A 26,199-nucleotide genomic window follows, 5' to 3' on the forward strand; every position below is an offset into this window, starting at 1 on the left:
GGGCATGCCGACGAGAGTGCTCACCGCCGTGCCGCCCACGGTGCTGCAGGCGCTGCGCCGGGCCGGGCGCGGGGTGGCCTGGTATACCCGCGGCCTCGTGCGCGAGGACGCCTACGAGCGGTACGTCGCGCACCTGCGCGCCACGCACCCCGACCCCGACCACCCGGTGCCCACGCCGCGGCAGTTCTGGCGCGAGCAGGCGGACCGCCAGGACGACCACCCGGAGGGCCGCTGCTGCTGACCGGCGCCGCTGCGGGAGGTCGCGAGGTCCGACGAGCGCGGCGCGGAGCCGGTCAGCCGGCCGTGACCCAGGCCAGTGCCGACAGCAGGACCGTCGCGACCGGCACCAGCAGGGACAGGGCGGTCGTCGTCCGACGAGCGGACCGGCGGGCGTCAGCGCCGTCCGGATCGGCCGGCGACGAGGCGGCGGTCGATCCGGCAGGGGCGACGACCGGGTCGCCCTCGCCCAGGGCCCGGTGCTGGACCACAGCACCGGCGATGAGCAGGAGCAGCCCGACGGCGAGCACGCCGGCCGCAGGCAGGGCCAGCACGAGATCACGCCAGAGCGCCGCCGGCAGCACGGCGGCGACCATCGCCGCCACCACCACGAGCCACGCGACGACGGGGCGGTGCACGACGGCCCGCAGGAACGGACCGTGCGCGACGCCGAGCAGCGCGATGACGACGAGGGTGACGACGGCGGTGACGAGCACGCCGCCGGCGACCTCGACGGCTCCGGTCCCTCCCAGCGCGCCGACGGCGGTCGGGACCGCGAACAGCGCGGCGACCTGCAGCACCGAGCCGAGCACGACCGGCCCGACCCCGTCGCCTTGGGCGGGCACGGCGGGCAGGTCGAGCGAGCGGGCGTAGGCGACGGGCTCGTCGAAGGCCTCCGCGGCCGGCTCCCCGGAGTCGCGGCAGTGGGCCTCGACCTCTGCCAGGGCGTCGCCGATGCGGTCGCCGGGCACGTCGAGCAGACGCAGCTCCAGGACGAAGGCGTCGGCCCAGCCCTTGTCGACGTGCGGTGCGAGCGCGGACGGGTCGGCGGGCGAGGGGCGGGTCATCGGTCCTCCACGGCGGTGAGGGTGCGCACGGAGCTCGTGCTGGTGATGGTGCTGCTGGTGGAGCCGGGGTCCGCCCCGAGGTGCGCCCCGGTGGTCGCCGTGAAGGCGGCCCACCGCGACGCGGCGTCCGCGAGGGCGTCCCTGCCCTCCGCGGTCAGGGCGTAGTACTTGCGGCCGGGGCCGCCGTCGCCCGCGCGCCACTCGACCGTGACGTGCCCGGCGGCCTCCATGCGGCCGAGCAGGGGGTACAGGGTGCCGCCCTTGGGGCGGCCGAGACCGGCGGCGTCGAGACGCTCGGCGATGGCGTAGCCGTAGGTCGGCCCCTCGACGAGCACGCGGAGGACGCACGGCTCGAGCACGCCGCGCAGCCACTCGCTGGGCCAGGCGGCGTCGGGCATGAGTGGACAGTAGAGCGATCTAGAAAGACTGTCTACCTACCGTGGTGCGGGAGAGGCCACCTGGCGGAGGAGGGTCAGGGCTGCAAGGGGATCACGCGGGGACGCGGCGCGTCAGGGCCAGCGCCACGTCCGCGATGCCGCGCTGCATCGCCGGCCCGCCGACGTCCTCGCCGGCCATGACGGCCGCGCGCTGCAGCTCCCCGTGCGTCGTGATGAGCAGGCGTAGCGCGACCTCCGGGTTGACGCGGAACGCGCGCCCGGCACGGCTCAGCGCCCGGTCGACCAGCGGCAGCACCGAGGCCAGCAGCCGCTCGCGGTCGGCCGTGAAGCGGGTGGCGACCGCCGGGTCGCGCAGTGCCAGCAGCTCGAGCTCCAGGTGCATCACGCACCACTGCCGGGTGTCGAGCGGGCCCGCGATGAGCTCGACCACCACCGCGCCGATGCGCTCGTCGTCGAGGTCCGCGCCCGACCCGTCCGTGGGCAGCAGGGCGTCGATGCCCTCCTCGAGCTGGCGCAGCCGCTGCTCCTTCTCGCGGTCCAGCAGCGCGAAGAACAGCTCATCCTTCGTCTCGAAGTTGGAGTAGAAGGCGCCGCGCGTGAAGCCGGCGCGCTCGCAGATCTGCTCGACCGAGACGGCGGCGAGGCCCACGTCCGCGAACGCCTCGTACGCCGCGTCGAGCAGGCGCTCGCGGGTGCGGCCCCGGCGGGCACTGGGGGCGGCGGACGGGGCGGCGATGCTCACGGTGCTCCTGGCGACGGCGGTGCTGAGGGCGCGGGACGGGTTGTCGATGCGCCACTGTATCGGATACGTTCATGCATCGGATACACCGACGTATCGCGCCGTCCCACCTCTTGCCCCGGGAGCACCGTGTCCTCGTCGTTGTACCGCCTCGGCCGCTGGGTGTTCCGCGCCCACCGCCGCGTAGCCGTGCTGTGGCTCGTCGTCGTCGTCCTCGCCGGGGGCGCCGCGGGGCTGCTCAACCAGGGCACGGACAACACGTTCTCCATCCCGGGGACGGAGTCGGGGGAGGCGCTCGGCCAGCTCTCGCGCACCTTCCCGCAGGTCAGCGGCGCGACGGCCTCGCTGGTCGTCGTCTCGCCGGGCGGGTCGCAGGTGACGGACCCGGCCGTGCAGGGCCCGGTGGAGGACGCCGTGGCGGCGCTCGGCGACCTCGAGGAGGTGGCCGCCGTGACCGACCCGTTCGCGACCGGCGAGGGCGCGGTGGCCGGTGCGGTGTCCGACGACGGGTCGGCGGCCGTGGTGAGCGTCCAGCTCGACGGGCAGGCGCAGGGCGTCGGCGAGGCGACGAGGGAGTCGCTGCAGGAGGTCCGCGCCGACCTGGCGGCGGCGCTGCCGGACGGCGCCCAGGTGGCGCTCGGGGGCGACCTGTTCGCCAACGAGGTGCCGGCGGTCAGCATCACCGAGGGGCTCGGCCTGCTCGTCGCCCTCGTCGTGCTGGTGCTGACGTTCGGCTCGCTGCTGGCGGCCGGCATGCCGCTGCTCACCGCGGTGCTCGGGGTCGGCATCGCGATGGCCGGCATCTTCGCGGCGACGTCGGTGGCCACCATCTCCTCGACGACGCCGCTGCTCGCGCTCATGCTCGGGCTGGCCGTCGGCATCGACTACGCGCTGTTCATCATCAGCCGGCACCAGAACGAGCTGGCGGCGGGGCTGGACCCGGAGGAGGCGGCGGCCCGGTCCCTGGCCACCGCCGGGTCGGCCGTCGTCTTCGCCGGCCTGACGGTGATGATCGCGCTCGTCGGGCTGTCGGTCGCCGGCATCCCGTTCCTCACGACGATGGGCGTGGCCGCGGCGGTCGCCGTCGGCATCTCCGTCGTCATCGCGCTCACCCTGACGCCGGCGCTGCTCGGGTTCGCGGGCGAGCGGCTGCGGCCGGGGCGGCGCGCCGCGCGCCGGGCCGCTCGTCGGGCCGAGCGTCAGGCGCAGGAGGAGGAGGCGGTGCTGGCGGCGGGGGCGCGCGGCGGGGCGACGGCGGCGACCGGCGCTGCCGACACCCCCGGCGCCGCCGCGGCGGTCACGGCCCCGGTCGCGCACGCGCCCGTCCGCGAGAACCGCTTCTTCGCCGGGTGGGTCCGCGCCGCGACCCGCTGGCCGCTGCTGACGGTCGTGCTCGTCGTCGGCGCGCTGGGCGCCCTCACGCTGCCGGCGACGAACCTGCGCCTGGCCCTGCCCGACGCCGGCTCCCAGCCGGAGAGCTCCGGCGCGCGCCAGGCCTACGACCTGCTGGCCGAGAACTTCGGCGAGGGCTACAACGGCCCGCTCATCGTCACCGGCACGATCATCGGCTCGACGGACCCGCTCGGGCTCATGCAGGACCTCGCCGACGAGATCGCCGACCTGCCCGGCGTCGCCGCGGTCCCCCTGGCCACGCCCAACGCCTCCGCCGACACCGGGATCATCCAGGTCGTGCCCGAGGGCGGGCCGGACTCGGAGGCGACGAAGGACCTCGTCGCCGAGCTGCGCGGCCTGCACGACCACTTCAGGGACACGTACGGCGTCGACCTGTCGGTGACGGGGCAGACGGCCGTCGGCATCGACATCTCCGACAAGCTCGGCGCGGCGCTGCTGCCGTTCGGGGTGCTCGTCGTGGGGCTGTCGTTCGTGCTGCTGGCGATGGTGTTCCGGTCCCTGTGGGTGCCGCTGAAGGCGACGCTGGGGTACCTGCTGTCGGTCGGCGCGTCGTTCGGCGTGGTCTCGCTCGTGTTCGTCGAGGGGCACGGCGCGGAGCTCATCGGGGTGGACCGCGTCGGGCCGATCATCTCCTTCATGCCCATCGTCCTCATGGGCGTGCTGTTCGGGCTGGCGATGGACTACGAGGTCTTCCTCGTCTCCCGGATGCGCGAGGACTACGTGCACGGCGGCGACGCGCGCGCCGCGGTCCGGTCGGGGTTCCTCGCCTCGGCGAAGGTCGTCACGGCGGCCGCCGTCATCATGTTCTCCGTCTTCGCGGCCTTCGTGCCCGAGGGCGACGTGAACATCAAGCCCATCGCGCTCGGGCTGGCCGTCGGGGTGTTCGTCGACGCGTTCGTCGTCCGGATGACGCTCGTGCCGGCGGTGCTGCAGCTCCTGGGCGACCGGGCGTGGCACATGCCGCGGCGGCTCGACCGCGTGCTGCCGTCGTTCGACGTCGAGGGGGAGGGGCTGGCGCGCGAGCTGGCGCTCGCCGACTGGCCAGAGCCGGGTGCGGACCTCGCGATCGCCGCCGAGGGGCTGCGGCTGGAGGCGCCGGACGGCACCCCGATCTACGACGGGGTGGCGCTGCGGGTGCCGACCGGCGGCACGCTCGTCGTCGACGGACCGCACCGCAGCGGGCGCACCGCGCTGCTGCTCACCCTGGCCGGGCGCGCGCACGCCGACGCGGGGACGCTCAAGGTCGCGGGGCTGGTCGCGCCCGAGCGCGCGGCGGCCATCCGCGCGCGCGTGGCGGTCGCGTCGCTGACGCGCGCCGTCGACCCGGTCGGGGAGCTGGCCCGTGCGTTCGCGGCGCGGGCGCCGATCGTCGTGGTCGACGACCTCGACGCCGTCGGCGACCCGGTGCTGCGGGCGGAGGTGCACGACGAGATCGCCCGCGCACGGGCGGCCGCCGCGGTCGACGGGCGTCCGATGACCCTCGTCGTGAGCTGCCTGAGGCCCGACGCGCTGGTCGGGCTGCTGCCCGACGGGCCCGCCACGGTCGTCGACGTCCCCGCGCACGCCGCCGCAGCGGCGCGCGCCGCCGTCGGTCCGGCCGCCACGCCCTCGCACGACGCCGCCGACGCCTCGCACGGCGCCCCGCACGACCTCGAGAAGGTGCTCTGATGGCCCAGCCCACCAGCGGCCACGTCCCTGCCCACGTCCCGGCCCACGACGCCGCCCACGTGCCGGCGCACGCCGCTGCACCCGCCGACAGGGGCGAGGGGGGCCTCGTCGTCCCCGCACGCGGCGCGTCGGCCGTGCGCGTCGCCCGGCGCGACCGGCGCGGCGGGCTGCTGCACCCCGAGCGGGCCCGCTCGTCGGGCCGCGCCACCTGGTTCACGCTGCTCGGCCTCGTGCTCGTGCCGCTCACCGTCGGCGGGCTGCTGACGTGGGCGCTGTGGCAGCCGACCGAGCGGCTCGACCGGGTGACGGCCGCGATCGTCAACCTCGACACCCCCGTCGAGCTCGACGGGCAGACCGTGCCGCTGGGTCGGCAGCTCGCGTCGGCCCTGGTGACGTCCGACGGGTCGACGAACTTGGCGGCCTCGCCCTCGGCGACGGTCGACGACGACGCGGTCGCCAACGTGTCGGGGTCGGACTCGTCGCGGAACTTCACATGGGTCCTCACGGACGAGGAGGACGCCGCCGAGGGCCTCGCGGACGGCACCTACGCCACCGTCGTGACGATCCCCTCGTCCTTCTCGGCCGCCGCGACCTCCGTCGGTGGTGAGGCGTCCGCTGCGGAGCAGGCGACGATCGACATCGCCACGAGCGAGCGCTCCCGCCTCGTCGACCGGGCGGTCGCCCAGGCCGTCACCAGCACGGCGGTCGGGCTGCTGGACCAGGAGCTGACGACCTCCTACCTGGAGAACGTCTACGTCGGGTTCTCGACGTTGAACGAGAGCCTGGGCCAGGCCGCCGAGGGCGCGGGCCGGCTCGCCTCCGGAGCGGGGGAGCTCGGCACGGGCGCGCAGGGCGTGGCCTCGGGCTCCGCGTCCCTGGCGGACGGCGTCGGGCAGGTCGCCTCCGGCGCGGACGACCTCGCCGACGGCGTGGGGCAGCTGGCCGACGGCGCCGACGAGCTGGCCGCCGGGCTGGGGCAGATCGCGACGCAGACGGCGTCGTCGGCGCAGGCGGCACAGGCGGCCGTGCCCGGGGCGCAGCAGTTCACGCAGGGCCTGGACGCGCTCGCGGCCGGCGTCACCGGCGGCGACGGGCTCGCGTCGGGGACGCGGTCGCTCGCGGCGGGGGCGAGCGCGCTCTCGACGGGCGTGGGCACGTTCCTCGACGGGATCGAGCAGGCCGCGCAGGGGTGTGCGGCCGGCTCGGACGCGGCGTGCCAGGGGCTCGTCGCCGCCGTCCAGGCGCAGCAGGGCAGCGCGCCCGTCGGCGGGCAGCCCACGCTCACGGCCGGGGCCGCGGGCCTCGCCCAGGGCGCGGCTGCGCTCGACGCCGCCGTGAACGGGCCGGGGGGCCTCGCCGCGAGCGTCCCGCAGCTCGCGGCCGGCGGACGCCAGCTCGCGGACGGCGTCGCCGCCTCGGCGACGGGCCTCGGGACCCTGTCCGGCGCGCTGCAGCAGACCGCGACGGGGGCCCGCTCCCTCGCCGACGGCGCCGACGACGCGGCGGCAGGGGCCCGGAGGCTCGCGACCGGCGCCGGCAGTGCCGCCTCGGGGGCCGACGAGCTGGCGGAGGGCGCCGGTGCGCTCGCGGGCGGCGCGGGCCAGCTGTCGTCGGGCGCGACGGACCTGGCCGGCGGGCTGCAGCAGGCCACGGAGCAGGTGCCCTCCTACACGACGGAGGAGGCGCGGAGCCTGGCCGAGGTCGTCGCCGACCCGGTGGCGGCGCAGGGCGAGGACGGCTCGCTCTTCGGCTCGACGAGCGTGCCCTTCCTCGTGACCGTGGCGCTCTGGCTGGGCGGGCTCGCGACGTTCCTCGTCCTGGGGGCGGTCACGCGGCGAGCGCTGCCGTCGACGCGGCCCTCGGTCGTGCTGGCGCTGCGGTCGTTCGCGCCGGCGGCACTCGTCGGGGTCGTGCAGGGGCTGGCGCTGGTGGCGGTGCTCGCCGGTGCGCTGAGCCTCGCGCCCGGCGGCTGGGTCACCCTCGCCGTGCTGTGCGCGCTGACCGGGGTGGCGTTCGCGGCGGTCAACCAGGGCCTCGTGGCGGTCCTGGGCGGCGTCGGTCGGTTCGTGTCGGTGCTGGTCGCGGTCGTGGGACTGGCGACGGCGGTCGTCTCGACGGTGCCGGGGGTGCTCGACGCGGTGTTCGGCGTCCTGCCGCTGGCCGCGTCGCTGCGGGGGCTGCAGGGTGTCGTCAACGGCTCCGGCGGGGTCGGCGGTGCGGCGGCGGTGCTCGTCGTGTGGACGCTGCTGGGCCTGGCGCTGACGACGGCCGCGGTCGCGCGCCGCCGCGTCGTGCCGGCCGGGCGCCTGGCCCAGTGGGCCCGCGCGGCCTGATCGCTGGTGGGCGGCCGCGGGTTCGGCCGCTCGTCGTCAGGTCGGACCCGCGGCCGCGACGACCGCGGCCCGGGCGCCACGGCGCACCAGCGCGAGGGCGCGAGCCGCGACCACGGCGGCGGCCACGGCCGCGAGAGCGGCCGCGACCCCGGCGGTGCGGGCGCCCGGGACGAGGACGAACGGGCGCGGGTGGCGGAAGACGAGCTGCCCCCAGCCCTCGGCGCGCGCCCGGCCGACGAGCGCGCGGTCCGGGTTGACGACGAACGCGTGGCCGACCGCCGCGAGCATGGGCGCGTCCGTGACAGAGTCGGAGTAGGCGTAGCTCGCGGCCAGGTCCCAGCCGTGCTCGGCCGCCAGCGCGCGCATCGCCTCGGCCTTGCGCTCGCCGTAGCAGTACCACTCCACCGCGCCGGTGTACCGGCCGTCGACGACGTGCATGCGGCTGGCGACGACGGCGTCGGCGCCGATGAGCGCCGCGATCGGGCGGACCCATCTCCTCCGGCGAGGCGGACACGACGACGACCGCGCGGCCCTGCGCGTGGTGCTCCTCGACGAGCGCCACCGCCTCCGGCGAGAGCAGCGGGCGCACCGACTCCTCGGCGGCGTCGGCCACGGCGCGCGTGAGGACGTCGACGTCCCAGCCGCGCACGAGGGGCGTCATCGCCTGCTTGAGTCGTTCGGTCCGGTCGGCGGTCGCGCCGCGGAGCAGGAAGGCCGTCTGGGCCCGGGCGGCGCACAGCATCGCCCGCCGGGTGAGCAGGCCGGTGCGCCGCAGCGCCGCCGAGAACGCGGCGGGGGTCGTGGTGGCGATGAGCGTCTTGTCGAGGTCGAAGAAGGCCGCCGCGGACGACGGGGGGCTCGGCGTCGCGGTCGCGGGGACTGTGCCCGTGCGCGAGGTGCTGGTCGGAGAGGTGCTCGTGGGGGAGGTGCTCGTCGGCGAGGCCGTCCCCCGCGCCCGTGCGTCGTCCACCGCCGTCACCTCCCCGTCGTCGTCGTCGGTCCCCGGGTCGATCTCGCGAGGGTCGCCCTCGTCGAGGCCGACCCGGTGCGGCGAGCGTAGGGGTGGCGTCCGTGAGCCGCGCGTCCGGCGGCGGCCCCTGGGGACGACCCGCACCGAGCCGTCCCCAGCCCCTGCCGGCGCGTCCTGCTCCCCTGCCGGGAGTGGTCGAGCCCCGCGGTCGCCCCGCCGCGAGCAGCCTCCCGGGCATGTCCGACGCGCGAGCCGCCCTGCCGACCCTGCCCGGGGACGACCTCGTCGCCCCTGCCCGATCCAGGTGCACCGAGGTCCCGTCGGCGACCGGTCCTCGTCCTGACCGGGCCCGTGCCGGGACGCGGGACCACCCGGAGGACGCGGCGCTGGTGCTGGCGGTCGTGGGCGCTCGGGGCGGGGCGGGTGCCTCCACGGTGGCGGCGGCGCTCGCCCGCGTCGGGGGTCCGCGGACGGCGACGGTGCTGGTCGACCTCGTGCCCGACGGCGCGGGGGTGGACCTGCTCGTCGGCGTCGAGGACGACGCGGGGGTGCGGTGGCCGGACCTCGCGGGGGCCCGGGGTGCGCTGGACGGCGACGAGCTCGTCGCCCTCCTGCCCCGGTGGGGGCCGGTCGCGGTGCTCAGTGCTGACCACCGCCGGCCGGGCCTACCCTCCCCGGCCGTCGTCGTGGCCGCGCTGGAGGGCCTCGCGGCCGTGCACGGGCTCGTCGTGCTCGACGTCGGCCGCGACGCGCTCGTGCCCGTCGCGCCCCGGTGCGACGCGGTCGTCCTCGTCGTACCGCAGGACCTCGCGGGGGTGGCCGGTGCCCTGGCGGTGCTGGCACGGCTGGCGGACGCCGGCGCGCCGGGCGTCGACGTGCTGCTCGTGACCCGCGGGCCGGCGCCCGGAGGGCTCGGCGTCGCCGAGGTGGAGACGGCCCTCGGGCTCCGGGCCGCCGCGCGGCTGCCGCACCGCCGGTCGGTGGCGCGAGCGGGGGAGCGCGGTGCCGTGGGTCTGGGCGGTCCGGCCGCCCGCGTTGCCCGCCGGCTGCTGGACGGGCGGTCGCGGTGAGCGCCGTGGCCCGGACCGGGCGGGTCGCCCGTGCGGCTGGTCCGGCCGTCGAGCACCGGGCGGGCGGGGACGTCCCCGCCGCCGCGTGGCACGAGGAGGGCGACCCCGCCGTCGTGGTGCCGCCACGGCTGCTGGCCGACGTCCGGCACCGGCTCAGCGGCACCGCGGGCGGAGCCGGTCCGGCGGGGCCCACGCCGGACGACCTCCCGGCGGCCGTGCGGGCCGCCGCGCGTGCCGCGGGCCTCGTGCTCGGCGACGAGGGCGCCCACGCCCTCGTCGCCGCCACCCGGGACGCGCTCGCGGGCGCCGGCCCGCTGCAGCCCCTGCTCGACGACCCGGCGGTCACGGACGTGCTCGTCAACGGCCCCGAAGACGTGTGGGTGGAGCGGGCGGGGACCCTGCGGCGTGCCGACCTCGCCCTCGGGACGGTCGAGGACGTCCGCGCGCTCGCGGTGCGTCTCGCCGCGCTCGGGGGGCAGCGGCTCGACGACGCGGTGCCCACGGTCGACGCCCGGCTGCCGGACGGGACGCGGCTGCACGCGGTGCTGCCGCCGGTCGCGGACGGCTGCGCGCTGCTCAGCCTGCGCGTCGTGCGCCCCCGCGCGTTCACGCTCGCCGAGCTGACCGCCGCCGGGACGCTGGCGCCGGGGCTGGCCGAGGTGCTGGCGGCGCTCGTGGCGGCACGGGCCTCGCTGGTCGTGTCGGGTGCCACCGGGGCCGGCAAGACCACGCTGCTGGCGGCCCTGCTGTCCCTGGTGCCGCACGACGAGCGCGTCCTCGTCGTCGAGGAGTCCGGCGAGCTCGCGCCCCGGCACCCGCACGTCGTCCGCCTGCTGGCCCGCCGCGCGAACGTCGAGGGCGCCGGCGGCGTCGACCTCACGGACCTCGTCCGGCAGGCGCTGCGCATGCGCCCGGACCGGCTCGTGCTCGGGGAGTGCCGCGGGGCGGAGGTCGCGACCGTGATGGCCGCGCTCAACACCGGGCACGAGGGCGGCTGCGTCACGGTGCACGCCAACGCGGCGGCCGACGTGCCGGCACGCCTGGAGGCGCTCGCCGCGCTGGCGGGGCTCGACCGGGCGGCGGTCGCGGCGCAGGCGTCGGCCGCGTTCGAGGCGGTGCTCCACCTCCGGCGGGTGCCGGGCGGCGGTCGTCGCCTGGTGTCCGTCGGGGTGCTGGGTCGCGGCGGCGACGGCACGCTCGTCGTCACGTCCGCCCTGGAGGTGGGGGCGGGCGGCGGGGTCACGGCCGGGCCGGCCTGGGCCCGCCTGCAGGAGCGGCTCGACGTGCGGGGCCCGGTGTGAGCACGGGCGCGGCTGCGGCAGCCGTGCTGTCGGTGGTCGCGCTCGTCCTCCTGCTGCTGGGGGGACCGGCGTCGTCGCGCACGCCCGCCGTGACGGCGCGGCCGAGCGCCGCAGTGACGGGCGACGACCGCGACGAGGAGGCGCGGCCGGGGGCGCGTGGCGGGCGGCGACGGCGCGAGGGGCTGACGCCCCGGGGCGCGACGCGTCGCCCCGCACCACCGCTGGACGCCGTCCTGCTCGACGTCGCGGCCCGGCTGCGCGCCGGGGTCGCGCCGGCGGCGGCCTGGTCCGCGGTGCTCGGGACGGCCGCCGGGCCCGTCGGCGCGGACGGGGTGCCCTCGGTGGGCCAGCTCGGAGCGGCGGGGACCCGCCGGCCCTCGCTCCGGTCGCTCGTCCGACGAGATGCGGAGGCGCCCCTCGGCGACGCCACGCCCGGCGCGGTCGAGGCGGCGGTGGTCGTGGCCGCCGCCCGACTGGCCGGGACGCTCGGCGCGCCGCTCGCGCCCGTGCTCGAGCACGTCGCCGACGCGGTCGCCGCGCAGGCCGACGTGGACGGGGAGCGCCGCGCGGCGGTCGCGGGCCCGCGTGCGTCGGCGGCGCTGCTCGGCCGGCTACCGCTCCTCGGGGCCGGTGTCGGGCTCGCGCTCGGCGCGGACCCCCTCGCCGCGGCGACGGACGGCGGACCCGGGACGGCCGCCGTCGTGCTCGGCGTGGTGCTGCTCGTCGTCGGCCGGCGCTGGTCCGCGGCGCTGCTGGCGCGCGCCGAGCAGGCCGGGCGCGCGCCGTGAGGCGGGTGCGTCGCAGGGTACGGGCGCTGGGCGTCGGCGTCCCGCCGCGCCCCTCGCAGGCGCCGGCGGCTGCCTCGCCCGGTGAGGTCGTGGTGCCGGAGGTGTTCGTGGTGGAGCTCGTCGCGGCGGCGGTCGGGACGGGCGCCCCCGTCCCGCGCGTCCTCGACGCCGTCGGCGCGGCGATCGGGGGCGGGCGCGGGCAGGACCTGCGCCGGGTGGCCGCGGCGCTGCTGCTCGGCGCGACCTGGGGCAGCGCGTGGGAGGACGTGACGTGGGCGTCCGGCCTCGCGGCGGCGCTCGCGCCCGCCTGGGCCGGAGGAGCGCCGGCGGCCCCGGGTCTGCGCGCGCTCGCCGACCGGCGCCGACGGGAGCAGCGCGCCGCCGCCCGGGCGGCCACGGGCGCGCTGGGCGTCCGGCTCCTGCTGCCGCTCGGGACCTGCCTGCTGCCGGCGTTCGTCCTGCTCGGGCTCGTGCCCGTCGTGCTCTCGCTGCTGCAGGACCTGCTCGGGTGAGCGGCTGCGCGCCCCTGGGCGCGCCGGGACGCCCGCGAGCCGTCCCCAGCCCGCCTCCGACCGCGTCGTCCCCGGACCCGAGGAGCGCCACCACGACGGCGGGGGCGCATCCGGCACCGTCGTCCTGCGGCGGCCGCCGGGGCCGCCCGGGAGGAGGGACAGATGATGAGGAGCACAGGGGCGCGCGGTCTCGTGCGGGCGGCAGGTCGGCTGCGCGGTCTGCGGCACCGGGGGCGGGTCGTGGCGGGATGGGCGCGCCGCCGGGGCGGCCTCGGCCCGGACGCGGGCATGGCCACCGCGGAGTACGCCATCGTCACGCTCGCGGCGGTCGGCTTCGCCGGGATCCTGCTGGTGGTGCTCAAGAGCGAGCAGGTGCGCTCGCTGCTGCTCGGCATCGTCCGCGCGGCCCTCGCGTCGTGAACGCGTGGCGTTCCCCCGGTCGCGCGGTCCGGCCGGCGCACCGCTCCGCTGAGGAGCGGGTGCGGGTGCCGGTGCGGGTGCGTGGGGCGCACCGGCGGCCGCACCGGCGTGCCGTCCGGCCCACCGGGCGGGACCGGGGGAGCGTCACGGCCGAGCTCGCGCTCGCGCTGCCGGTCGTGGTGGTGCTCCTCGCGCTGGTGCTGGCCGGCGGAGGCGCGGTGGCCGCGCGGCTGGCGTGCGAGGACGCGGCACGTGCCGGTGCCCGCGCCGCCGCGCTCGGCGAGGGTGCGGCGGAGGTGACAGCCGCGGCGCAGGAAGCCGCGGGTGGGGGTGCTCGGGTGACTGTCGCACCGTCCGGGCCCTGGGTCACCGTCACGGTCAGCAGGGCGGTGACGCTCGGCCGTTGGGCCACACCGGTGCGGGTGTCGGGCTCGGCCACGGCCCGGGCGGAACCGTGACGCCGCCGCGCTCCCCGGTCCGTCCCGGCACCGGCGGGCGGGCCGGCGGGCGTCCGGGCGAGCGGGCCGCGGGACGGGCCGGCAGCCGGACCTCGCCCGCGGACCGCGGGTCGGGGACCGCGCTGGTCCTCGCGCTCGCCGGCGCGGTGCTCGCCGTCGCGGCGGTGCTGGCGGTCGCCGGGGGGTCGGTCGTCGCGGCCGCCCGGGCGAGCACCGCCGCCGACCTCGCGGCGCTCGCCGGGGCCGCCGCAGCGCTCGTCGGTGATCCTGGGTGCGGGACGGCCGGCGCGACCGCGGCCCGCAACGGGGCGCAGGTGGTGAGCTGCGTCGTGGTGGTGGACGGCTCGCTGCGCGTGTCGGTGCGCGTCACCGCACCGACCGGCGACCTGGTCCGGCACGCGCGTGCGGGCCTGCGGTGAGCGGGGCGCCGCCCCCCCGGGCCCGCACCCGGTCAGGGGACCGCGAGGGGCTCCTCCGCCCCCTCGGCGTCCTCCAGGTCCCCGTCCGGCGGGCCCGGGACGTGCGCCAGCACCACGTCGAGCAGGCGCAGCGCGGCGGCCTTCTCCAGCGGGTCGTTGCCGTTGCCGCACTTGGGGGACTGCACGCAGGCCGGGCAGCCCGACGGGCAGGGGCAGGTGGCCAGCACGTCCCGTGTGGCGGTCAGCCAGCGCTCGGCCAGCTCGTAGCCCCGCTCGGCGAACCCGGCGCCGCCCGGGAACGCGTCGTGCACGAAGACGGTCGCCCGACCGGTGTCGGCGTGCAGCGCCGTCGACAGGCCGCCGAGGTCCCAGCGGTCGCACGTCGCCAGGAGCGGCAGCACGCCGATGGCGCAGTGCTCAGCCGCGTGCAGCGCCCCGGGGGTCAGCTCGACGGTGACCCCGGCCTCCAGCAGCACCTCCGCCGGCACGGACCACCACACCGACGCGGTGCGCAGCGTCCGGGCGGGCAGGTCGAGGTCGTCGCCCCCGACCACCTGCAGGTCCGGGATGCGCTTGCGCTGGTAGCCCAGGACCTGGGTGGTGACGTCGACCATGCCGAAGGACCACGTGACGGGGCCCCAGGACGTGCTGCGGGCGGTCTCGACGACCTCCGTCGTCGTCACCCAGCGGGCCCACGTGCCGTAGTCGACGTCCCGGCGTGTGACGAGCGCGACGGCGTCCGCGAGCTCCAGGCGCTCGACGACGAACGACTCACCCTGGTGCACGTACACGGCCCCGTCGTGCACCTGCGCGTCGGCCGACGCCGCGTCGACCGTGCCGAGCACGCGACCGGTGGCCGCCTCGATGACGCGCACGGGGTCGCCGCCCGTGCCGCGCAGGTCCGTCAGGCGCGCGGCCTGCTCCGCGTGCGTCCAGTACCAGCCCGACGCCCGGCGGCGCAGCGCACCCTGCGCGACGAGCACGTCGAGCAGCCCGGCCGCGCGCGGGCCGAAGAGGTCGAGCTCCTCGCTGCGGACCGGCAGCTCCTGCGCCGCCGCGCACAGGTGCGGGGCGAGCACGTAGGGGTTGCCGGGGTCGAAGACGGTCGCCTCGACGGGCGCGTCGAGCACGGCCTCCGGGTGCGTGACGAGGTAGGTGTCGAGCGGGTCCTCGCGGGCCACCAGGGCGACGAGCCCGTCGGCACCGGCACGGCCGGCGCGGCCGGCCTGCTGCCACAGCGACACCCGCGTGCCCGGCCAGCCCGCGAGCAGCACCGCGTCGAGGCCGGAGATGTCCACGCCGAGCTCGAGCGCGTTCGTCGTCGCCAGGGCGCGGATCCGACCCGTGCGGACCGCGGCCTCCAGGGCCCGTCGCTCCTCCGGCAGGTAGCCGCCGCGGTACGCCGCGACGGTCGCCGGCAGCGCCGGGTCGACCTCCGCCAGGTGCGCGCGTGTGGCCGCCGCGACGGACTCCGCCGCACGGCGCGACCGCGTGAAGGCCAGCGTCCGGGCACCGGCGCTCGTGAGGTCGGCCAGCAGGTCCGCCACCTCGGCGGTGGCGGTGCGGCGCGGGTGGTCGCCCGACCAGGGGTCCTCCTCAGGCAGCAGCGACGCCCACGGCGCGGACCCGTCGCGGCCGGTGCCCTCCTTCGCGGGGGGCTGCCACAGGACCATCGTGCGGCTGCCCGTCGGGGAGCCGTCCGCCGTCACGGCCGCGACCTCGTCGGGCTCCACGCCCACGAGCCGGGCGGCGCTGACGGCGGGGTCGGCGGTCGTGGCCGACGCGAGCAGGACCGTCGGGGCGGCGCCGTACGAGGCGGCCAGCCGCCGCAGCCGCCGCAGCACGAGGGCCACGTGCGCGCCGAAGACCCCGCGGAACGCGTGGCACTCGTCGAGCACGACGTAGCGCAGCGACCCGAGCAGCCGCGCCCACCGGCGGTGCTGCGGCAGGAGCGCGAAGTGCAGGAAGTCGGGATTGGTGAGCACGACGTCGGCGTGGTCGGCCACCCAGCGCCGTTCCTCGCGCGGGGTGTCGCCGTCGCACGTCGCGACGCGCACGTCGGTGACCGCGCCCGCGCCGAGCAGCCGGTCCAGGGCCGAGAGCTGGTCGGCGGCGAGCGCCTTCGTCGGGCACAGGTAGAGCGTCGTGGCGCGGCGGCCGACGGTCTCGATGCGACCGCTCGTCGCCGCCGGCGGCGGGGTGACGGCGGCGCGGGCGGCGGTCAGCGCCGGGAGCCAGAAGGCGAGGGACTTGCCCGACCCCGTCGACGTCGCCAGCACGGTGTGCCGGCCCGCACGGGCGTGCTCGGCCGCCTCGACCTGGTGCGTCCACGGGCGGTCCACGCCCAGCGCGCGGTAGCCGGCCACGACGGCCGGGTCCGACCAGGCGGGCCAGTCCGCCGACCGGCCCTCGCGCGGCTCGGTACGGCGCAGGTGGGTGACCCGGTCGGCCCGTCGCCCGTGCGCGACGAGCACGTCGAGCAGCGCCCCGGACTCCACGGCCTCCATCCTCGCACCGCCCGGCGGTGGTCCCGGTGGACGGCTCACGCCGGGCCGGCCCCGGCTCCTCAGGTGGGCGGGACCGTGTGGGTGCCGCCACCTACCCTGGCCCGCATGCCACCGCCCGCGCTGCGCGTCGAGGAGGTCGTCGACCTCGTCGGGCCGGCGGCGTTCACGCGGGGGCTCGAGTACGCCCACCGCGGGCGCGTCCGCAGCCGGTCGTGGGACGCGGCCGAGCAGCTCCTCGACGCGGTGGTGGCGGGCTCGGCGCCGCACCCCTACGTCGTGCGCGTGCGGTTCCGGGGACGGACGGTCCGGGCGGCGGACTGCACGTGCCCGGTCGGCGGGTGGTGCAAGCACGTCGCGGCGGCGCTGCTGCAGCGCACGGGCGACGGGACGGGAGGCCCGGTCGGCGTCGCGGGTGCGGGGACGGCGGCAAAGGGACCCGCGGGCGCGGGCACCGGCGCCAGGGGGACGACGGCCCCGGTGTGGAGCGCGCTGCTCGACGGCGTGCTCGCAGCCCCTCCCCAGGCGTCGGGGCCCGCGCGGACCGTCCGGGACCTGGCGCTCCTCGTCGAGGTGCAGGACGACCCGGCAGGTAGCCGGCTGCGTCCACCGCGGCCGCGACGGCTCGCCGCGCGGCCGGCCGTCCGCAGCGACCGGGGCGGCTGGGTCCGCACCGGCGCCGCCTGGTCCGACGTCCTGCACGGCTACGCGCTGACGACACGGCCCGAGCAGCGGGCCGCGTTGCGCGCGCTGCACCGCGCCACCGAGGAGGACACGCCGTACCGCTGGGGCGCGACCGCCGCCTGGATCGCCCTGGACCGGGCGCCGGGACCGCTCGTCTGGGCGGCGCTCGAGGAGCTCGGTCGGCTCGGCGTGCCGCTCGTGGCCCCGAAGGCCCCGTTCCGTCCGGTGACGCTGCTGCCGGGCGCCGTGCGCGCGGTGGTGGACCTGCGGGAGGTGGAGGGGGAGCTCGTCGTGCAGGCGCGCCTGCTGCTGCCGGACGGCACGGCGCCGGAGGTGCCGGAGCCGGCACCGGAGGCGCTGGGCCTGGTCGGCGCGCCGGAACCGGTCGCCGCGTACTGGACCGGCGCCTCGGGCGACCTCGTGCTCGCCCGGCTCGACGGGCACGTGGACCGGCGGGCGGAGTCGCTGCTGACCCTCCCCTCGCCGCTCCGCGTGACCGAGGGGACGACGGACGCGTTCTGGTCGGGCTACGCCCCGCGGCTGGCCGCCGTACTCCCCCTGACCAGCAGCGACACGTCGGTGCGGGTCCCGTCGCCCGCGCGCTGCGTGCTCCGGCTGGAGCTGGTGCCAGGGGAGGACCTGACCGTGGCGGCGCGCTGGACGTGGGCCTACCGCGGGGAGGAGGGCGGCGGCCCGCCGGCCGTGCCGGTCGGGCCGCTCGACCGGGCGGCGCAGCCGTGGCGCCGCGTCGACGACGAGGCGAGGGTGCTCGCCGCGACGTCGGCCACGGTCGACGCGGCCCTGGCCGCGGCAGCGCCGACCGTGCCGGGCTCGTCCGAGCGCCTGCGGGCGGCCCTCGTGGCGCCGCTGCTCGTCGGGCGCTCCGACGGCCGCTTCGACGACCACGCCGACGGCCGCTCCGACGGGGCGGTGCTGCAGGCGTGGGACGGCGTGACCCTCGCCGGGGCGGTGCTGCCGGCGCTCGCGGACCTGCCGGACGTCGAGGTGCGCGCCACCGGTCCGCTGCCGGAGTTCCGCGAGGCGTCGGCACCGGTGGAGGTGCACGTCCGGACCTCCGCCGGCGGTACCGACGACGGGAGGGACGACGGCACCGACGACGCGTCCGGCTCCGCGACCGACCTCGCCCCCGGCGCGGCGACCGACGTCACGCCTGGTCCCGTCGCGGCCGCACCCCGGCTCGGCGGGGACCGGGACTGGTTCGACCTGTCCGTGAAGCTGCGCGTCGACGGGCGCGACCTGCCGCTGGCCCGCGTGCTGACCGCCATGGCCGCCGGGCAGGACCGGGTCATGCTCGACGACGGCCTGTGGGCGCGCGTCGACGGCCCGGCCCTCGAGGCCCTGCGCGCCCTGCTCGCCGAGGCGCGGGCACTGGACGACCCGCGTCGGGCCGCCGGTCTGCGCGTGAGCCGCTACGACGTGTCCGCGTGGGACGAGCTCGAGGCGGTGGGCGTCGTCGTCGAGCAGGCCCGGGCGTGGCGGTCGGCGGTGGAGCGGCTCGCGACGCTGGCCGACCCCTCGTCGGACGTCGAGGTGCCGCCGGGCGTCGCCGCCACGCTCCGGCCCTACCAGCGCGCCGGGTACGCCTGGCTGCGCCGGCTCGCGGAGTCCGGTCTGGGCGGGGTGCTCGCCGACGACATGGGGCTGGGCAAGACGCTCCAGGTGCTGACCTTCGCGACCTGGTACCGGACGACCACGGCAGGCCGGGCCGGCCCGGTGCTCGTCGTGGCCCCCACGTCCGTCGTCGGTGCCTGGGCGTCGGAGGCGGCCCGCTTCGTGCCGGACCTCGTCGTCCGCACGGTGGAGGCGACGGCGGCGCGGCGCGGGACGTCCCTGGCGGAGGTGGCCGCAGGGGCGGACGTGGTCGTCACCTCCTACGCGCTGTTCCGGCTCGAGGCCGACGAGCACCAGGGCGTCGGCTGGTCCGCGCTCGTGCTCGACGAGGCGCAGACCCTCAAGAACCACACCTCGCGCGGGTACGCCGCCGCGCGGACCCTGCCGGCGCCCCTGAAGGTGGCGATCACCGGCACGCCGCTGGAGAACTCGGTGCTGGAGCTGTGGGCGCTGCTCGGGCTCGTCGCCCCGGGTCTGCTGCCGTCGCTGCAGCGGTTCACCGAGCGGTACCGGACGCCCATCGAGCGCGAGGGCGACACCGCGCGGCTCGCGGACCTGCGTCGGCGCATCCGCCCGTTCCTGCTGCGGCGCACGAAGGAGGACGTGGCGGCCGACCTGCCGCCGCGGCTGGAGCACGCGGTGGAGGTGGAGCTCGCGCCCCGGCACCGGGCGCTCTACGACCGGTACCTGGCGCGGGAGCGGCAGAAGGTGCTGGGGCTGCTGGACGACCTCGACGGCAACCGGTTCGCGGTGTTCCGGTCGCTCACGCTGCTGCGCCGGCTCGCCCTGGACCCGTCCCTCGTCGACGAGCGGCACGCGGGGGTGCCGGCCTCCAAGCTCGACCACCTCGCCGGGATGCTCGAGGAGATCGTCGCCGACGGGCACCGCGTCCTGGTGTTCTCGCAGTTCACCTCGGTGCTGGGCCGCGTCCGCGAGCGGCTGGACGCCGCGGGGACGGCCTACGCGTACCTCGACGGCGCCACGCGCCGGCGGCCGGAGGTCGTCGAGCGGTTCCGCTCCGGCGACGCGCCCGTGTTCCTCATCAGCCTCAAGGCCGGAGGTGCCGGCCTGACGCTGACGGAGGCGGACTACGTCGTGGTGCTCGACCCGTGGTGGAACCCGGCGGCCGAGGCCCAGGCCGTCGACCGCGCGCACCGCATCGGGCAGACCCGGCAGGTGATGGTCTACCGGCTGGTCGCGGCCGGGACGATCGAGGACAAGGTGATGGCGCTCAAGGGGGCCAAGGCGGCGCTGTTCGCGTCGGTGCTGGGCGGCGAGGAGCTCACCGGCGGCCGACTGACCGCCGCGGAGGTGCGCACGCTGCTCGACGCCGACCGGTGACGAGCGCCATGAGGAGAGAGCGGGTGGCCCGGCCCAGCCGGGCCCGGCGCCCGGCCGAGGTGCGGGCCCGCGGGTCGCACCGGACGCGCGATCAGGTCGGGCGCCCGCCCTCGAGCTCCTCGAGCACGTCGACGGCGTCACGGTGGCCGGCCTCGGCCAGCGCGCGCAGGGTGTCGAGGTCCTCCTCCTCGGCCGCGACCTGGACGAGCTCGTCGAGGGCGGCCCGGGAGCCCGCGTCCGCGAGACGGCGCAGCTCGACCAGGTCCCGCCGCTCGCCGGCGAGCTCGACGAGCTGGTCGACGGCGTCGCGGTCGCCCGCGTCGGCGCGCTCGCGCAGCGCCGTCAGGTCCCCGTCGTCCTCCGGTCCTCCGTGCGTGGCCATGCGGCCCACGGTGGCCCGGAACGTGCCGCCCGGCAAGCCCTGGCCGGGGCCGCGCCCGGGGACGACCGGCGCCGGGCGTGCGGCACCCGACGGAGGGGTGCGTGCCCCGGCGCGGCGGCCTACGGTCACGCGGAGGGGCGTCGGCCGGCGCCCTCCAGCTCCGGGACAGGAGAGAGCCATGCCCACCGCCACCCTCGACGGCACCGTCCTCGCGGAGGCCACCGACGACGAGGTCCTGCACATCGAGGGCAACGTCTACTTCCCGCCGTCGTCGGTCCGCACGGACCTCCTCGAGGCGTCGCCCACCCCGTACACGTGCCCCTGGAAGGGCGAGTGCCAGTACTGGACCGTCGCGTTGGACGGCACCCGGCTGCAGGACCGCGCCTGGTCCTACCCGCACCCGTACCCCACGGCCTTCGACCGCGTCGGCCGCGACTTCAGCGGCTACGTCGCGTTCTGGAAGGAGGTCCGGGTCTCCTGACGGACGACGCAGCACACCCTGCCGGTGCGACCACGGGGAGCGGGATGACCGGCGACGGGCACGGCCCGGTCCTCGACCTCAACTGCGACCTGGGCGAGGGCGACGGGCCGTGGCGCGGCGGTGAGCCCGTCGCCGACGAGGCCCTCCTCGACCTGGTCACGAGCGCCAACGTCGCCGCCGGCTTCCACGGCGGCGACGACGCCACCATGCTCGCCACCTGCCGCGCCGCCGCCGCCCGCGGCGTCGTGGTCGGCGCCCACCCCTCCTACCGGGACCGGGAGGGGTTCGGACGACGGCGCACCGACGTCGCGGCCCACGTCCTGCGGGCCGACCTCGTCGAGCAGCTCGAGGCGCTCGCCCGGCACGCCGCGGTGGCCGGCACCGGCGTCCGCTACGTGAAGCCGCACGGCGCGCTGTACCACCGCGTCGGGCACGACCCGGAGCAGGCCGGTGCGCTCGTGGAGGCGGTGCTGGCGGTCGACCGGGACCTCGCCGTCCTGGCGGCGCCGGGGTCGGTGGTGCTCGACGCGGCGGCGCGGGCGGGGCTGGCGGTCGTCGCCGAGGCCTTCGCCGACCGCGGGTACCGGGCGGACGGCTCGCTGGTGCCGCGAGGGGAGCCGGGTGCGCTCGTCGGCTCGCCGTGGCGGGCGGGTGAGCAGGCGGTCCGCCTGGCGACGACCGGCACCGTGCTGGCGGTCGACGGGACGTCCGTGGCCGTGTCGGCGCGCTCGGTGTGCGTGCACTCGGACACGCCGGGTGCGGTCGCGGTCGCCTCTGCCGTCCGCGCGGCGCTGACGGACGCGGGCGTGACGCTGCGACCCTTCCGGCCCCGGTGAGCGGACCTGCCGAGGGCTCGCCCGGAAACGCCGTGCCGGCGCTGGTCCTGCACCGGTACGGGCCCGACGCGGTGCTCGTCGACCTGCCCGACCTGGGGTCGGTGCGCGCGCTCGACGCGGCCCTGCGGCAGGCCGCACCTGCCTGGGTGCAGGACGTCGTCCCCGCGGCCCGCACGGTGCTCGTCCGGTGGGCTCCGCGCGGGCCGGGGACGGCGGACCGTGCGGCAGCGCTGGTGCGTGAGACATGGCGGCGGCGGGTGGCGTCCGGGGCTCCGCCGACGGGCGGCGACGCCCACCGCGAGGCGGGATGCGAGCAGGACCCGGCACCGCAGGACGAGCTGCGCCTCGAGGTCGTCTACGACGGCGCCGACCTCGACGAGGCGGCGTCGGCCACCGGGCTGACGCGCGACGAGGTGGTCGCGCGGCACGCCGCCGGGCGGTACACGGTCGCCTTCGGCGGGTTCGCGCCCGGGTTCGGCTACCTCGTCGGCCTCGACCCGGCCCTGGTGCTGCCCCGACGGCGGACGCCCCGGCCGCGGGTGCCCGCCGGGTCCGTGGCCGTCGCCGACGTCTTCACCGGGGTCTACCCCGAGGCGTCCCCCGGCGGCTGGTGGCTGCTCGGGCGGACCACGGCGGTCCTCTTCGACGTCGAGCGCGACCCGCCGGCGCTGCTCGTCCCGGGCCGTGCGGTGCGCTTCGTGCCGGTGCGCGAGGCGGTGGCGGCAGGCCGACGAGGGCGGCGGATGTCCGCCGGGGCCGCGGCCGGGAACGGCGGCGGCTCCACCGCCGTCCCCACCGCCGTCCCCACCGCCGTCCCCACCGCCGTCCCCACCGCCGTCTCCACCGCCGTCCCCACCGCCGTCCCCACCGCCGTCCCCACCGCCGTCCCCACCGCCGTCCCCACTGCCGTCCCCTCGGCCTTCCCCCCGCGCCCGTGCTGGGAGGTCCTCGCGACCGGCCCGCTCGTGCTCGTGGAGGACCTCGGGCGCCGCGGGCACGCGGTCGTCGGGGTGCCGCGGTCCGGAGCCGCCGACCCCGCGACGTTGCGCCGCGTCAACCGCGCGGTCGGCAACGCGGCCGGTGCCGCGGCGCTCGAGGTGCTGCTCGGCGGGCTCGTGCTGCGGGCGCGCGGGCCGCACGTCGTCGCGCTCGGGGGTGCCGACTGCGGTGCCGACCTCGACGGGGTGCCCGTGCCCCTGGACGTGCCGGTGCGCGTGACCGACGGGTCGGTGCTGCGGCTGGGGACGCCGTCGGCCGGGCTGCGGTCCTGGTTGGCCGTCCGGGGCGGGGTCGACGTCCCGCCCGTGCTCGGCTCCCGCTCGCACGACGTCCTGTCCGGCCTCGGGCCGCCGCCGGTCCGTGCGGGGGACGTGCTCGTCGTCGGGCAGCAGACCGACGGCTGGCCGGAGCCCGCAGCCCCCGGCGCGGACGGGACCGACGACGGGGCCGCCGACGGGGCCGTCGACGGCGGGCGCACCGACGTCCGTGGCGCGCCCGCGACGGGTCCGGTCGTCCTGGGCGCCCTCTCGGGCCCGCGCGCCGACCGCCTGGACCTGACGTGGGACGCGCTGGCGCGGCTGGTCCTCACCGTCTCACCAGACTCGAACCGGACGGCGGTACGGCTCGTCGGGCCCGCCGTGCGGCGCCACGCCGGGGAGGTCCCTTCCGAGGGGCTCGTGCCCGGGGCGGTGCAGCTGCCGCCGGCGGGCGGCCCCGTCGTCTTCCTCGCCGACCACCCCGTCACCGGCGGCTACCCGGTGGTGGCGGTGCTCACGCCCTCGGCCCTGGTCCGCGCCGCGCAGCTCCGGCCGGGCGACGCGGTGCGGCTGGACGTCAGAGGTCCGGACGCCTCACCGGATCTCTGACCGGATCTCTGACCGGACCTGCCTGCCGGAGGGGGTGCCGCGCCGGGCGCTGCAGCGACACGCCCGCTCTGCCATCAGCGCTGCGCGCCGTCGGCGCAGCACGGCGAGCCGAACCCGCAGCCGGTAGGACGAACGTCCTCGTCGGCTCCGCGCGCCACCCGTAGGAATGGCACATCTGGTGGTGCCCCCACCGGTCGGGCACCACATCTGGGACCGGCCGTCGCCGCCATGCGTCGCCGACCCCGAAAGGCCCCGCCGTGCCCGCGTCCGCCGTGCCCCCGCCCGCCCAGCCCGCCGCTCGACCCGTCCCTCCGGCCGTCCCTCGCGCCCACGCCCCCGTGCTCGTCGACGTCGCCGCCACCGTCGACGAGTACCTGGACCGCTCGGACTGGCGGGTCAACGCGAACGCCAACCAGGGGTGGTCGCTGGGCGGCCTCATCCTCAACACGGCGGGCAAGGTCATCGCCAACTACTGGCTGTCCGAGGTCTACCCGCCGGAGGTCGGCCAGGCGCACCGCGACGGCGACCTGCACATCCACGACCTCGACATGCTCTCGGGCTACTGCGCGGGCTGGTCGCTGCGGCAGCTCCTGGCCGAAGGGCTCAACGGCGTCCCGGGCAAGGTCGAGGCGACGGCGCCGCGGCACTTCTCCAGCGCGATCGGCCAGATCGTCAACTTCCTCGGCACGATGCAGAACGAGTGGGCCGGCGCGCAGGCGTTCAGCTCCTTCGACACGTTCCTCGCCCCGTACGTCCGGCGCGACGGCCTCACGTACGAGCAGGTCCGACAGGGCATCCAGGAGCTCGTCCACAACCTCAACGTGCCCAGCCGGTGGGGCACGCAGACGCCGTTCACCAACCTCACCTTCGACTGGACCTGCCCCGCGGACCTGGCCGACGAGGTGCCGTTCGTCGCCGGCGAGCCGTGCGACTTCACCTACGGCGACCTGCAGCCCGAGATGGACCTGCTCAACCGCGCCTACATGGAGGTGATGACCGCCGGCGACGCCTCCGGCCGCGTGTTCACCTTCCCCATCCCGACGTACAACATCACCGCGGACTTCCCGTGGGAGTCGGAGAACGCCGAGCGGCTGTTCGCCATGACGGCGCGCTACGGCCTGCCGTACTTCCAGAACTTCATCAGCTCCGACATGCGGCCCGGCGACGTGCGGTCCATGTGCTGCCGCCTGCAGCTCGACCTGCGCGAGCTGCTCAAGCGCGGCAACGGGCTCTTCGGCTCGGGCGAGCAGACGGGGTCGATCGGGGTGGTGACGGTCAACTGCGCGCGCCTGGGCTTCCTGCACCCCGGCGACGAGCCGGGGCTGCTCGCCGCGCTCGACCGCCTCCTCGAGCTGGCCCGCCAGTCCCTCGAGCTCAAGCGCACGACGGTCCAGCGGCTGCTCGACGAGGGCCTGTTCCCCTACAGCCGCCGCTACCTCGGCACCCTCGACAACCACTTCTCGACGATCGGGGTCAACGGGCTCAACGAGATGGTCCGCAACGCCACGCTCGACGCCCACGACCTCACCACCGACGAGGGCCACGCGATGGCGCTGCGCGTCCTGGACCACGTCCGCGCCCGGATGGTCGAGTTCCAGGAGGCGACGGGCAACCTCTACAACCTCGAGGCGACGCCGGCGGAGGGCACCACCTACCGCTTCGCCAAGGAGGACCGCCGCCGCTTCCCAGGCATCCGCCAGGCAGGGACGGACGACCAGCCGTACTACACCAACTCCTCCCAGCTCCCGGTCGGCTTCACCGACGACCCCTTCGAGGCGCTCGAGCGCCAGGACGAGCTGCAGCGGCGCTACACCGGCGGCACCGTGCTGCACCTGTACCTGGGGGAGCGGGTCTCCTCGGCCGCGGCGTGCCGCGAGCTCGTCCGCCGCGCGCTGACGCTGTTCCGGCTCCCGTACCTGACCGTCACGCCGACCTTCTCCATCTGCCCGGCGCACGGGTACCTCGTCGGGGAGCAGCCGGCGTGCCCCACGTGCGGCGGCGCGACGGAGGTCTGGACCCGCGTCATGGGCTACCACCGACCCGTGAGCTCGTTCAACATCGGCAAGAAGGGCGAGCACGCCGAGCGCACCCCGTTCCGGGAGCCGGTGGGGCTGTCGGCGACGGCCGCGCGGTGAGCGGCCTCGGCGGCCGCGGCACCTCGCCCGACGAGGGCGCCGACGGCCTCGCCATCGCCGGGCTCGAGCGGATGTCCACGGTGGACTGGCCGGGGCGCCTCGTCGCGACCGTCTTCCTGCAGGGCTGCCCCTGGCGCTGCACCTACTGCCACAACTCGGCCATTCTCGACCCGCGCACCCCCGGGGTCGTCGCCTGGCAGGAGGTGCGCGACCTGCTCGGCCGCCGGGTGGGCCTGCTCGACGGGGTCGTCCTCTCCGGCGGCGAGCCGACGCGTCAGCCCGCCATCGTCGCCGCCGCGCGTGAGGTGCGGGCCGCGGGGTTCGGCGTCGGCCTGCACACGGCCGGCGCCTACCCGCGGGCGCTGGCGCAGGTGCTGCCGTACGTCGACTGGGTCGGCCTGGACGTCAAGGCGCCGGCCGCGCGGTACCGGGACGTCGTGCGCGTCGGCGGCCCGACGACGGCCGCCGCGGCGGTGGAGGCGTCCCTGGACCTCGTGCTCGCCGCCGGCGTGGACCTCCAGGTGCGCACCACGGTCGACCCGACGGTCCTGACCGAGGAGGACGTCGCGGGCCTCGTCGAGCGGCTGCGCGCGCGGGGGGTGCGCGAGCACGTCCTGCAGACCGTGCGGCCCGACGGGACGAGCCCGGCGTACCGGTCGGCGCTCGCGGCGGCGGGCGGACCCCGGCCGGGGTGGGACGTCGGTGCCCGCAGGGGCTGACCCGCACGGGGGACACGGCTGTCCGGTCCCTGCCACACCCTGGGCAGGCGCTGTGGCGTGCACCTAT

General features: G+C 77.7%; 22 protein-coding genes and 1 pseudogene. 16 read left to right on the forward strand and 7 right to left on the reverse strand.

From position 1 onward, the window contains the following. Nucleotides 1–4 precede the first annotated feature (4 nt). On the forward strand, nt 5–241 hold the full coding sequence (locus AC2TDM_RS03465) for a YbdD/YjiX family protein (protein ID WP_484635834.1): 237 nt from the start codon (nt 5–7) through the stop codon (nt 239–241). Nucleotides 242–293: 52 nt separating this feature from the next. Here the strand turns inward: AC2TDM_RS03465 and AC2TDM_RS03470 are convergent, their stop codons facing one another. The 3 genes from AC2TDM_RS03470 to AC2TDM_RS03480 form a co-directional block, all read right to left on the reverse strand. Continuing rightward, nucleotides 294–1,064 carry a hypothetical protein gene (locus AC2TDM_RS03470; protein ID WP_484635835.1) on the reverse strand — a complete coding sequence of 257 codons (771 nt, stop codon included), beginning with the start codon at nt 1,062–1,064 and terminating at the stop codon, nt 294–296. After that, a complete protein-coding gene (locus AC2TDM_RS03475; RefSeq protein ID WP_484635836.1) occupies nt 1,061–1,462 on the reverse strand; it encodes a PadR family transcriptional regulator in 402 nt (133 codons plus the stop codon). The genes AC2TDM_RS03470 and AC2TDM_RS03475 overlap by 4 nt, the downstream gene beginning before the upstream one ends. 91 nt (nt 1,463–1,553) lie before the next feature. Beyond that, nucleotides 1,554–2,204, reverse strand: coding sequence for a TetR/AcrR family transcriptional regulator (locus AC2TDM_RS03480; RefSeq protein ID WP_484635837.1), 651 nt, complete (start codon nt 2,202–2,204; stop codon nt 1,554–1,556). 126 nt (nt 2,205–2,330) lie between these two features. Between AC2TDM_RS03480 and AC2TDM_RS03485 the strand changes: the two genes are divergently transcribed. Further along, entirely contained in the window at nt 2,331–5,282 is a 2,952-nt protein-coding gene (locus tag AC2TDM_RS03485; protein WP_484635838.1) for an MMPL family transporter, read from the forward strand. Beyond that, nucleotides 5,282–7,615, forward strand: a complete 2,334-nt coding sequence (locus tag AC2TDM_RS03490; RefSeq protein WP_484635839.1) for a hypothetical protein — start codon at nt 5,282–5,284, stop codon at nt 7,613–7,615. The genes AC2TDM_RS03485 and AC2TDM_RS03490 overlap by 1 nt, the downstream gene beginning before the upstream one ends. A 36-nt stretch (nt 7,616–7,651) precedes the next feature. Here AC2TDM_RS03490 and AC2TDM_RS03495 read toward each other — a convergent pair whose 3' ends face one another. Together AC2TDM_RS03495 and AC2TDM_RS03500 are read right to left on the reverse strand one after the other, a co-directional pair. Then, complete coding sequence (locus AC2TDM_RS03495; RefSeq protein ID WP_484635840.1) at nt 7,652–8,053, reverse strand: HAD family hydrolase; 402 nt, start codon at nt 8,051–8,053, stop codon at nt 7,652–7,654. Nucleotides 8,054–8,165: 112 nt separating this feature from the next. Beyond that, nucleotides 8,166–8,729 (reverse strand): annotated as a pseudogene (locus AC2TDM_RS03500) (haloacid dehalogenase-like hydrolase); the annotation flags it as partial. A 92-nt stretch (nt 8,730–8,821) separates the two neighbouring features. On the opposite strand from AC2TDM_RS03500, the gene AC2TDM_RS03505 reads away from it, so the two are divergent. From AC2TDM_RS03505 to AC2TDM_RS03535, 7 genes are all read left to right on the forward strand, one after another. Further along, nucleotides 8,822–9,655 carry a CpaE-like family protein gene (locus tag AC2TDM_RS03505; RefSeq protein ID WP_484635841.1) on the forward strand — a complete coding sequence of 278 codons (834 nt, stop codon included), beginning with the start codon at nt 8,822–8,824 and terminating at the stop codon, nt 9,653–9,655. Between the two features lie 113 nt (nt 9,656–9,768). Then, nucleotides 9,769–10,956, forward strand: a complete 1,188-nt coding sequence (locus AC2TDM_RS03510; RefSeq protein WP_373308454.1) for a TadA family conjugal transfer-associated ATPase — start codon at nt 9,769–9,771, stop codon at nt 10,954–10,956. After that, nucleotides 10,953–11,744, forward strand: coding sequence for a hypothetical protein (locus tag AC2TDM_RS03515; protein WP_239078930.1), 792 nt, complete (start codon nt 10,953–10,955; stop codon nt 11,742–11,744). The genes AC2TDM_RS03510 and AC2TDM_RS03515 overlap by 4 nt, the downstream gene beginning before the upstream one ends. Further along, the gene (locus tag AC2TDM_RS03520; protein ID WP_175499362.1) at nt 11,741–12,256 is read left to right on the forward strand and encodes a type II secretion system F family protein; all 516 of its coding nucleotides are present in this window, start codon (nt 11,741–11,743) and stop codon (nt 12,254–12,256) included. The genes AC2TDM_RS03515 and AC2TDM_RS03520 overlap by 4 nt, the downstream gene beginning before the upstream one ends. Nucleotides 12,257–12,418: 162 nt before the next feature. Beyond that, entirely contained in the window at nt 12,419–12,676 is a 258-nt protein-coding gene (locus tag AC2TDM_RS03525; RefSeq protein ID WP_090031753.1) for a DUF4244 domain-containing protein, read from the forward strand. A 65-nt stretch (nt 12,677–12,741) separates the two neighbouring features. Beyond that, a complete protein-coding gene (locus AC2TDM_RS03530; RefSeq protein ID WP_484635842.1) occupies nt 12,742–13,134 on the forward strand; it encodes a TadE family type IV pilus minor pilin in 393 nt (130 codons plus the stop codon). Further along, nucleotides 13,131–13,553: an Rv3654c family TadE-like protein gene (locus AC2TDM_RS03535; RefSeq protein WP_484635843.1), complete on the forward strand. Its 423-nt coding sequence runs from the start codon at nt 13,131–13,133 to the stop codon at nt 13,551–13,553. The genes AC2TDM_RS03530 and AC2TDM_RS03535 overlap by 4 nt, the downstream gene beginning before the upstream one ends. Before the next feature lie 32 nt (nt 13,554–13,585). Here the strand turns inward: AC2TDM_RS03535 and AC2TDM_RS03540 are convergent, their stop codons facing one another. After that, nucleotides 13,586–16,060, reverse strand: coding sequence for a DEAD/DEAH box helicase (locus tag AC2TDM_RS03540; RefSeq protein WP_090031756.1), 2,475 nt, complete (start codon nt 16,058–16,060; stop codon nt 13,586–13,588). Between the two features lie 105 nt (nt 16,061–16,165). Here AC2TDM_RS03540 and AC2TDM_RS03545 point away from each other — a divergent pair, with 105 nt between their 5' ends. Then, a complete protein-coding gene (locus AC2TDM_RS03545; RefSeq protein WP_484635844.1) occupies nt 16,166–19,714 on the forward strand; it encodes a DEAD/DEAH box helicase in 3,549 nt (1,182 codons plus the stop codon). Nucleotides 19,715–19,805: 91 nt separating this feature from the next. On the opposite strand, the gene AC2TDM_RS03550 is transcribed toward AC2TDM_RS03545, so the two are convergent. Then, nucleotides 19,806–20,096, reverse strand: coding sequence for a hypothetical protein (locus tag AC2TDM_RS03550; protein WP_484635845.1), 291 nt, complete (start codon nt 20,094–20,096; stop codon nt 19,806–19,808). A gap of 178 nt (nt 20,097–20,274) precedes the next feature. On the opposite strand from AC2TDM_RS03550, the gene AC2TDM_RS03555 reads away from it, so the two are divergent. The 5 genes from AC2TDM_RS03555 to AC2TDM_RS03575 all read left to right on the forward strand — a co-directional run bounded on the left by AC2TDM_RS03555 (nt 20,275) and on the right by AC2TDM_RS03575 (nt 26,132). Then, on the forward strand, nt 20,275–20,577 hold the full coding sequence (locus AC2TDM_RS03555) for a DUF427 domain-containing protein (RefSeq protein ID WP_090031758.1): 303 nt from the start codon (nt 20,275–20,277) through the stop codon (nt 20,575–20,577). Nucleotides 20,578–20,621: 44 nt separating this feature from the next. Beyond that, on the forward strand, nt 20,622–21,413 hold the full coding sequence (locus tag AC2TDM_RS03560; RefSeq protein ID WP_484635846.1) for a LamB/YcsF family protein: 792 nt from the start codon (nt 20,622–20,624) through the stop codon (nt 21,411–21,413). After that, nucleotides 21,410–23,278 (forward strand): carboxyltransferase domain-containing protein, encoded by a 1,869-nt coding sequence (locus tag AC2TDM_RS03565; RefSeq protein ID WP_484635847.1) that lies wholly within the window; start codon nt 21,410–21,412, stop codon nt 23,276–23,278. The genes AC2TDM_RS03560 and AC2TDM_RS03565 overlap by 4 nt, the downstream gene beginning before the upstream one ends. Before the next feature lie 338 nt (nt 23,279–23,616). Beyond that, entirely contained in the window at nt 23,617–25,413 is a 1,797-nt protein-coding gene (locus AC2TDM_RS03570) for a ribonucleoside triphosphate reductase (RefSeq protein ID WP_484635848.1), read from the forward strand. Beyond that, nucleotides 25,410–26,132, forward strand: a complete 723-nt coding sequence (locus AC2TDM_RS03575; protein WP_484635849.1) for an anaerobic ribonucleoside-triphosphate reductase activating protein — start codon at nt 25,410–25,412, stop codon at nt 26,130–26,132. The genes AC2TDM_RS03570 and AC2TDM_RS03575 overlap by 4 nt, the downstream gene beginning before the upstream one ends. Nucleotides 26,133–26,199: the final 67 nt, after the last annotated feature.

It is taken from the genome of Cellulomonas sp. plas2, from assembly GCF_057221735.1.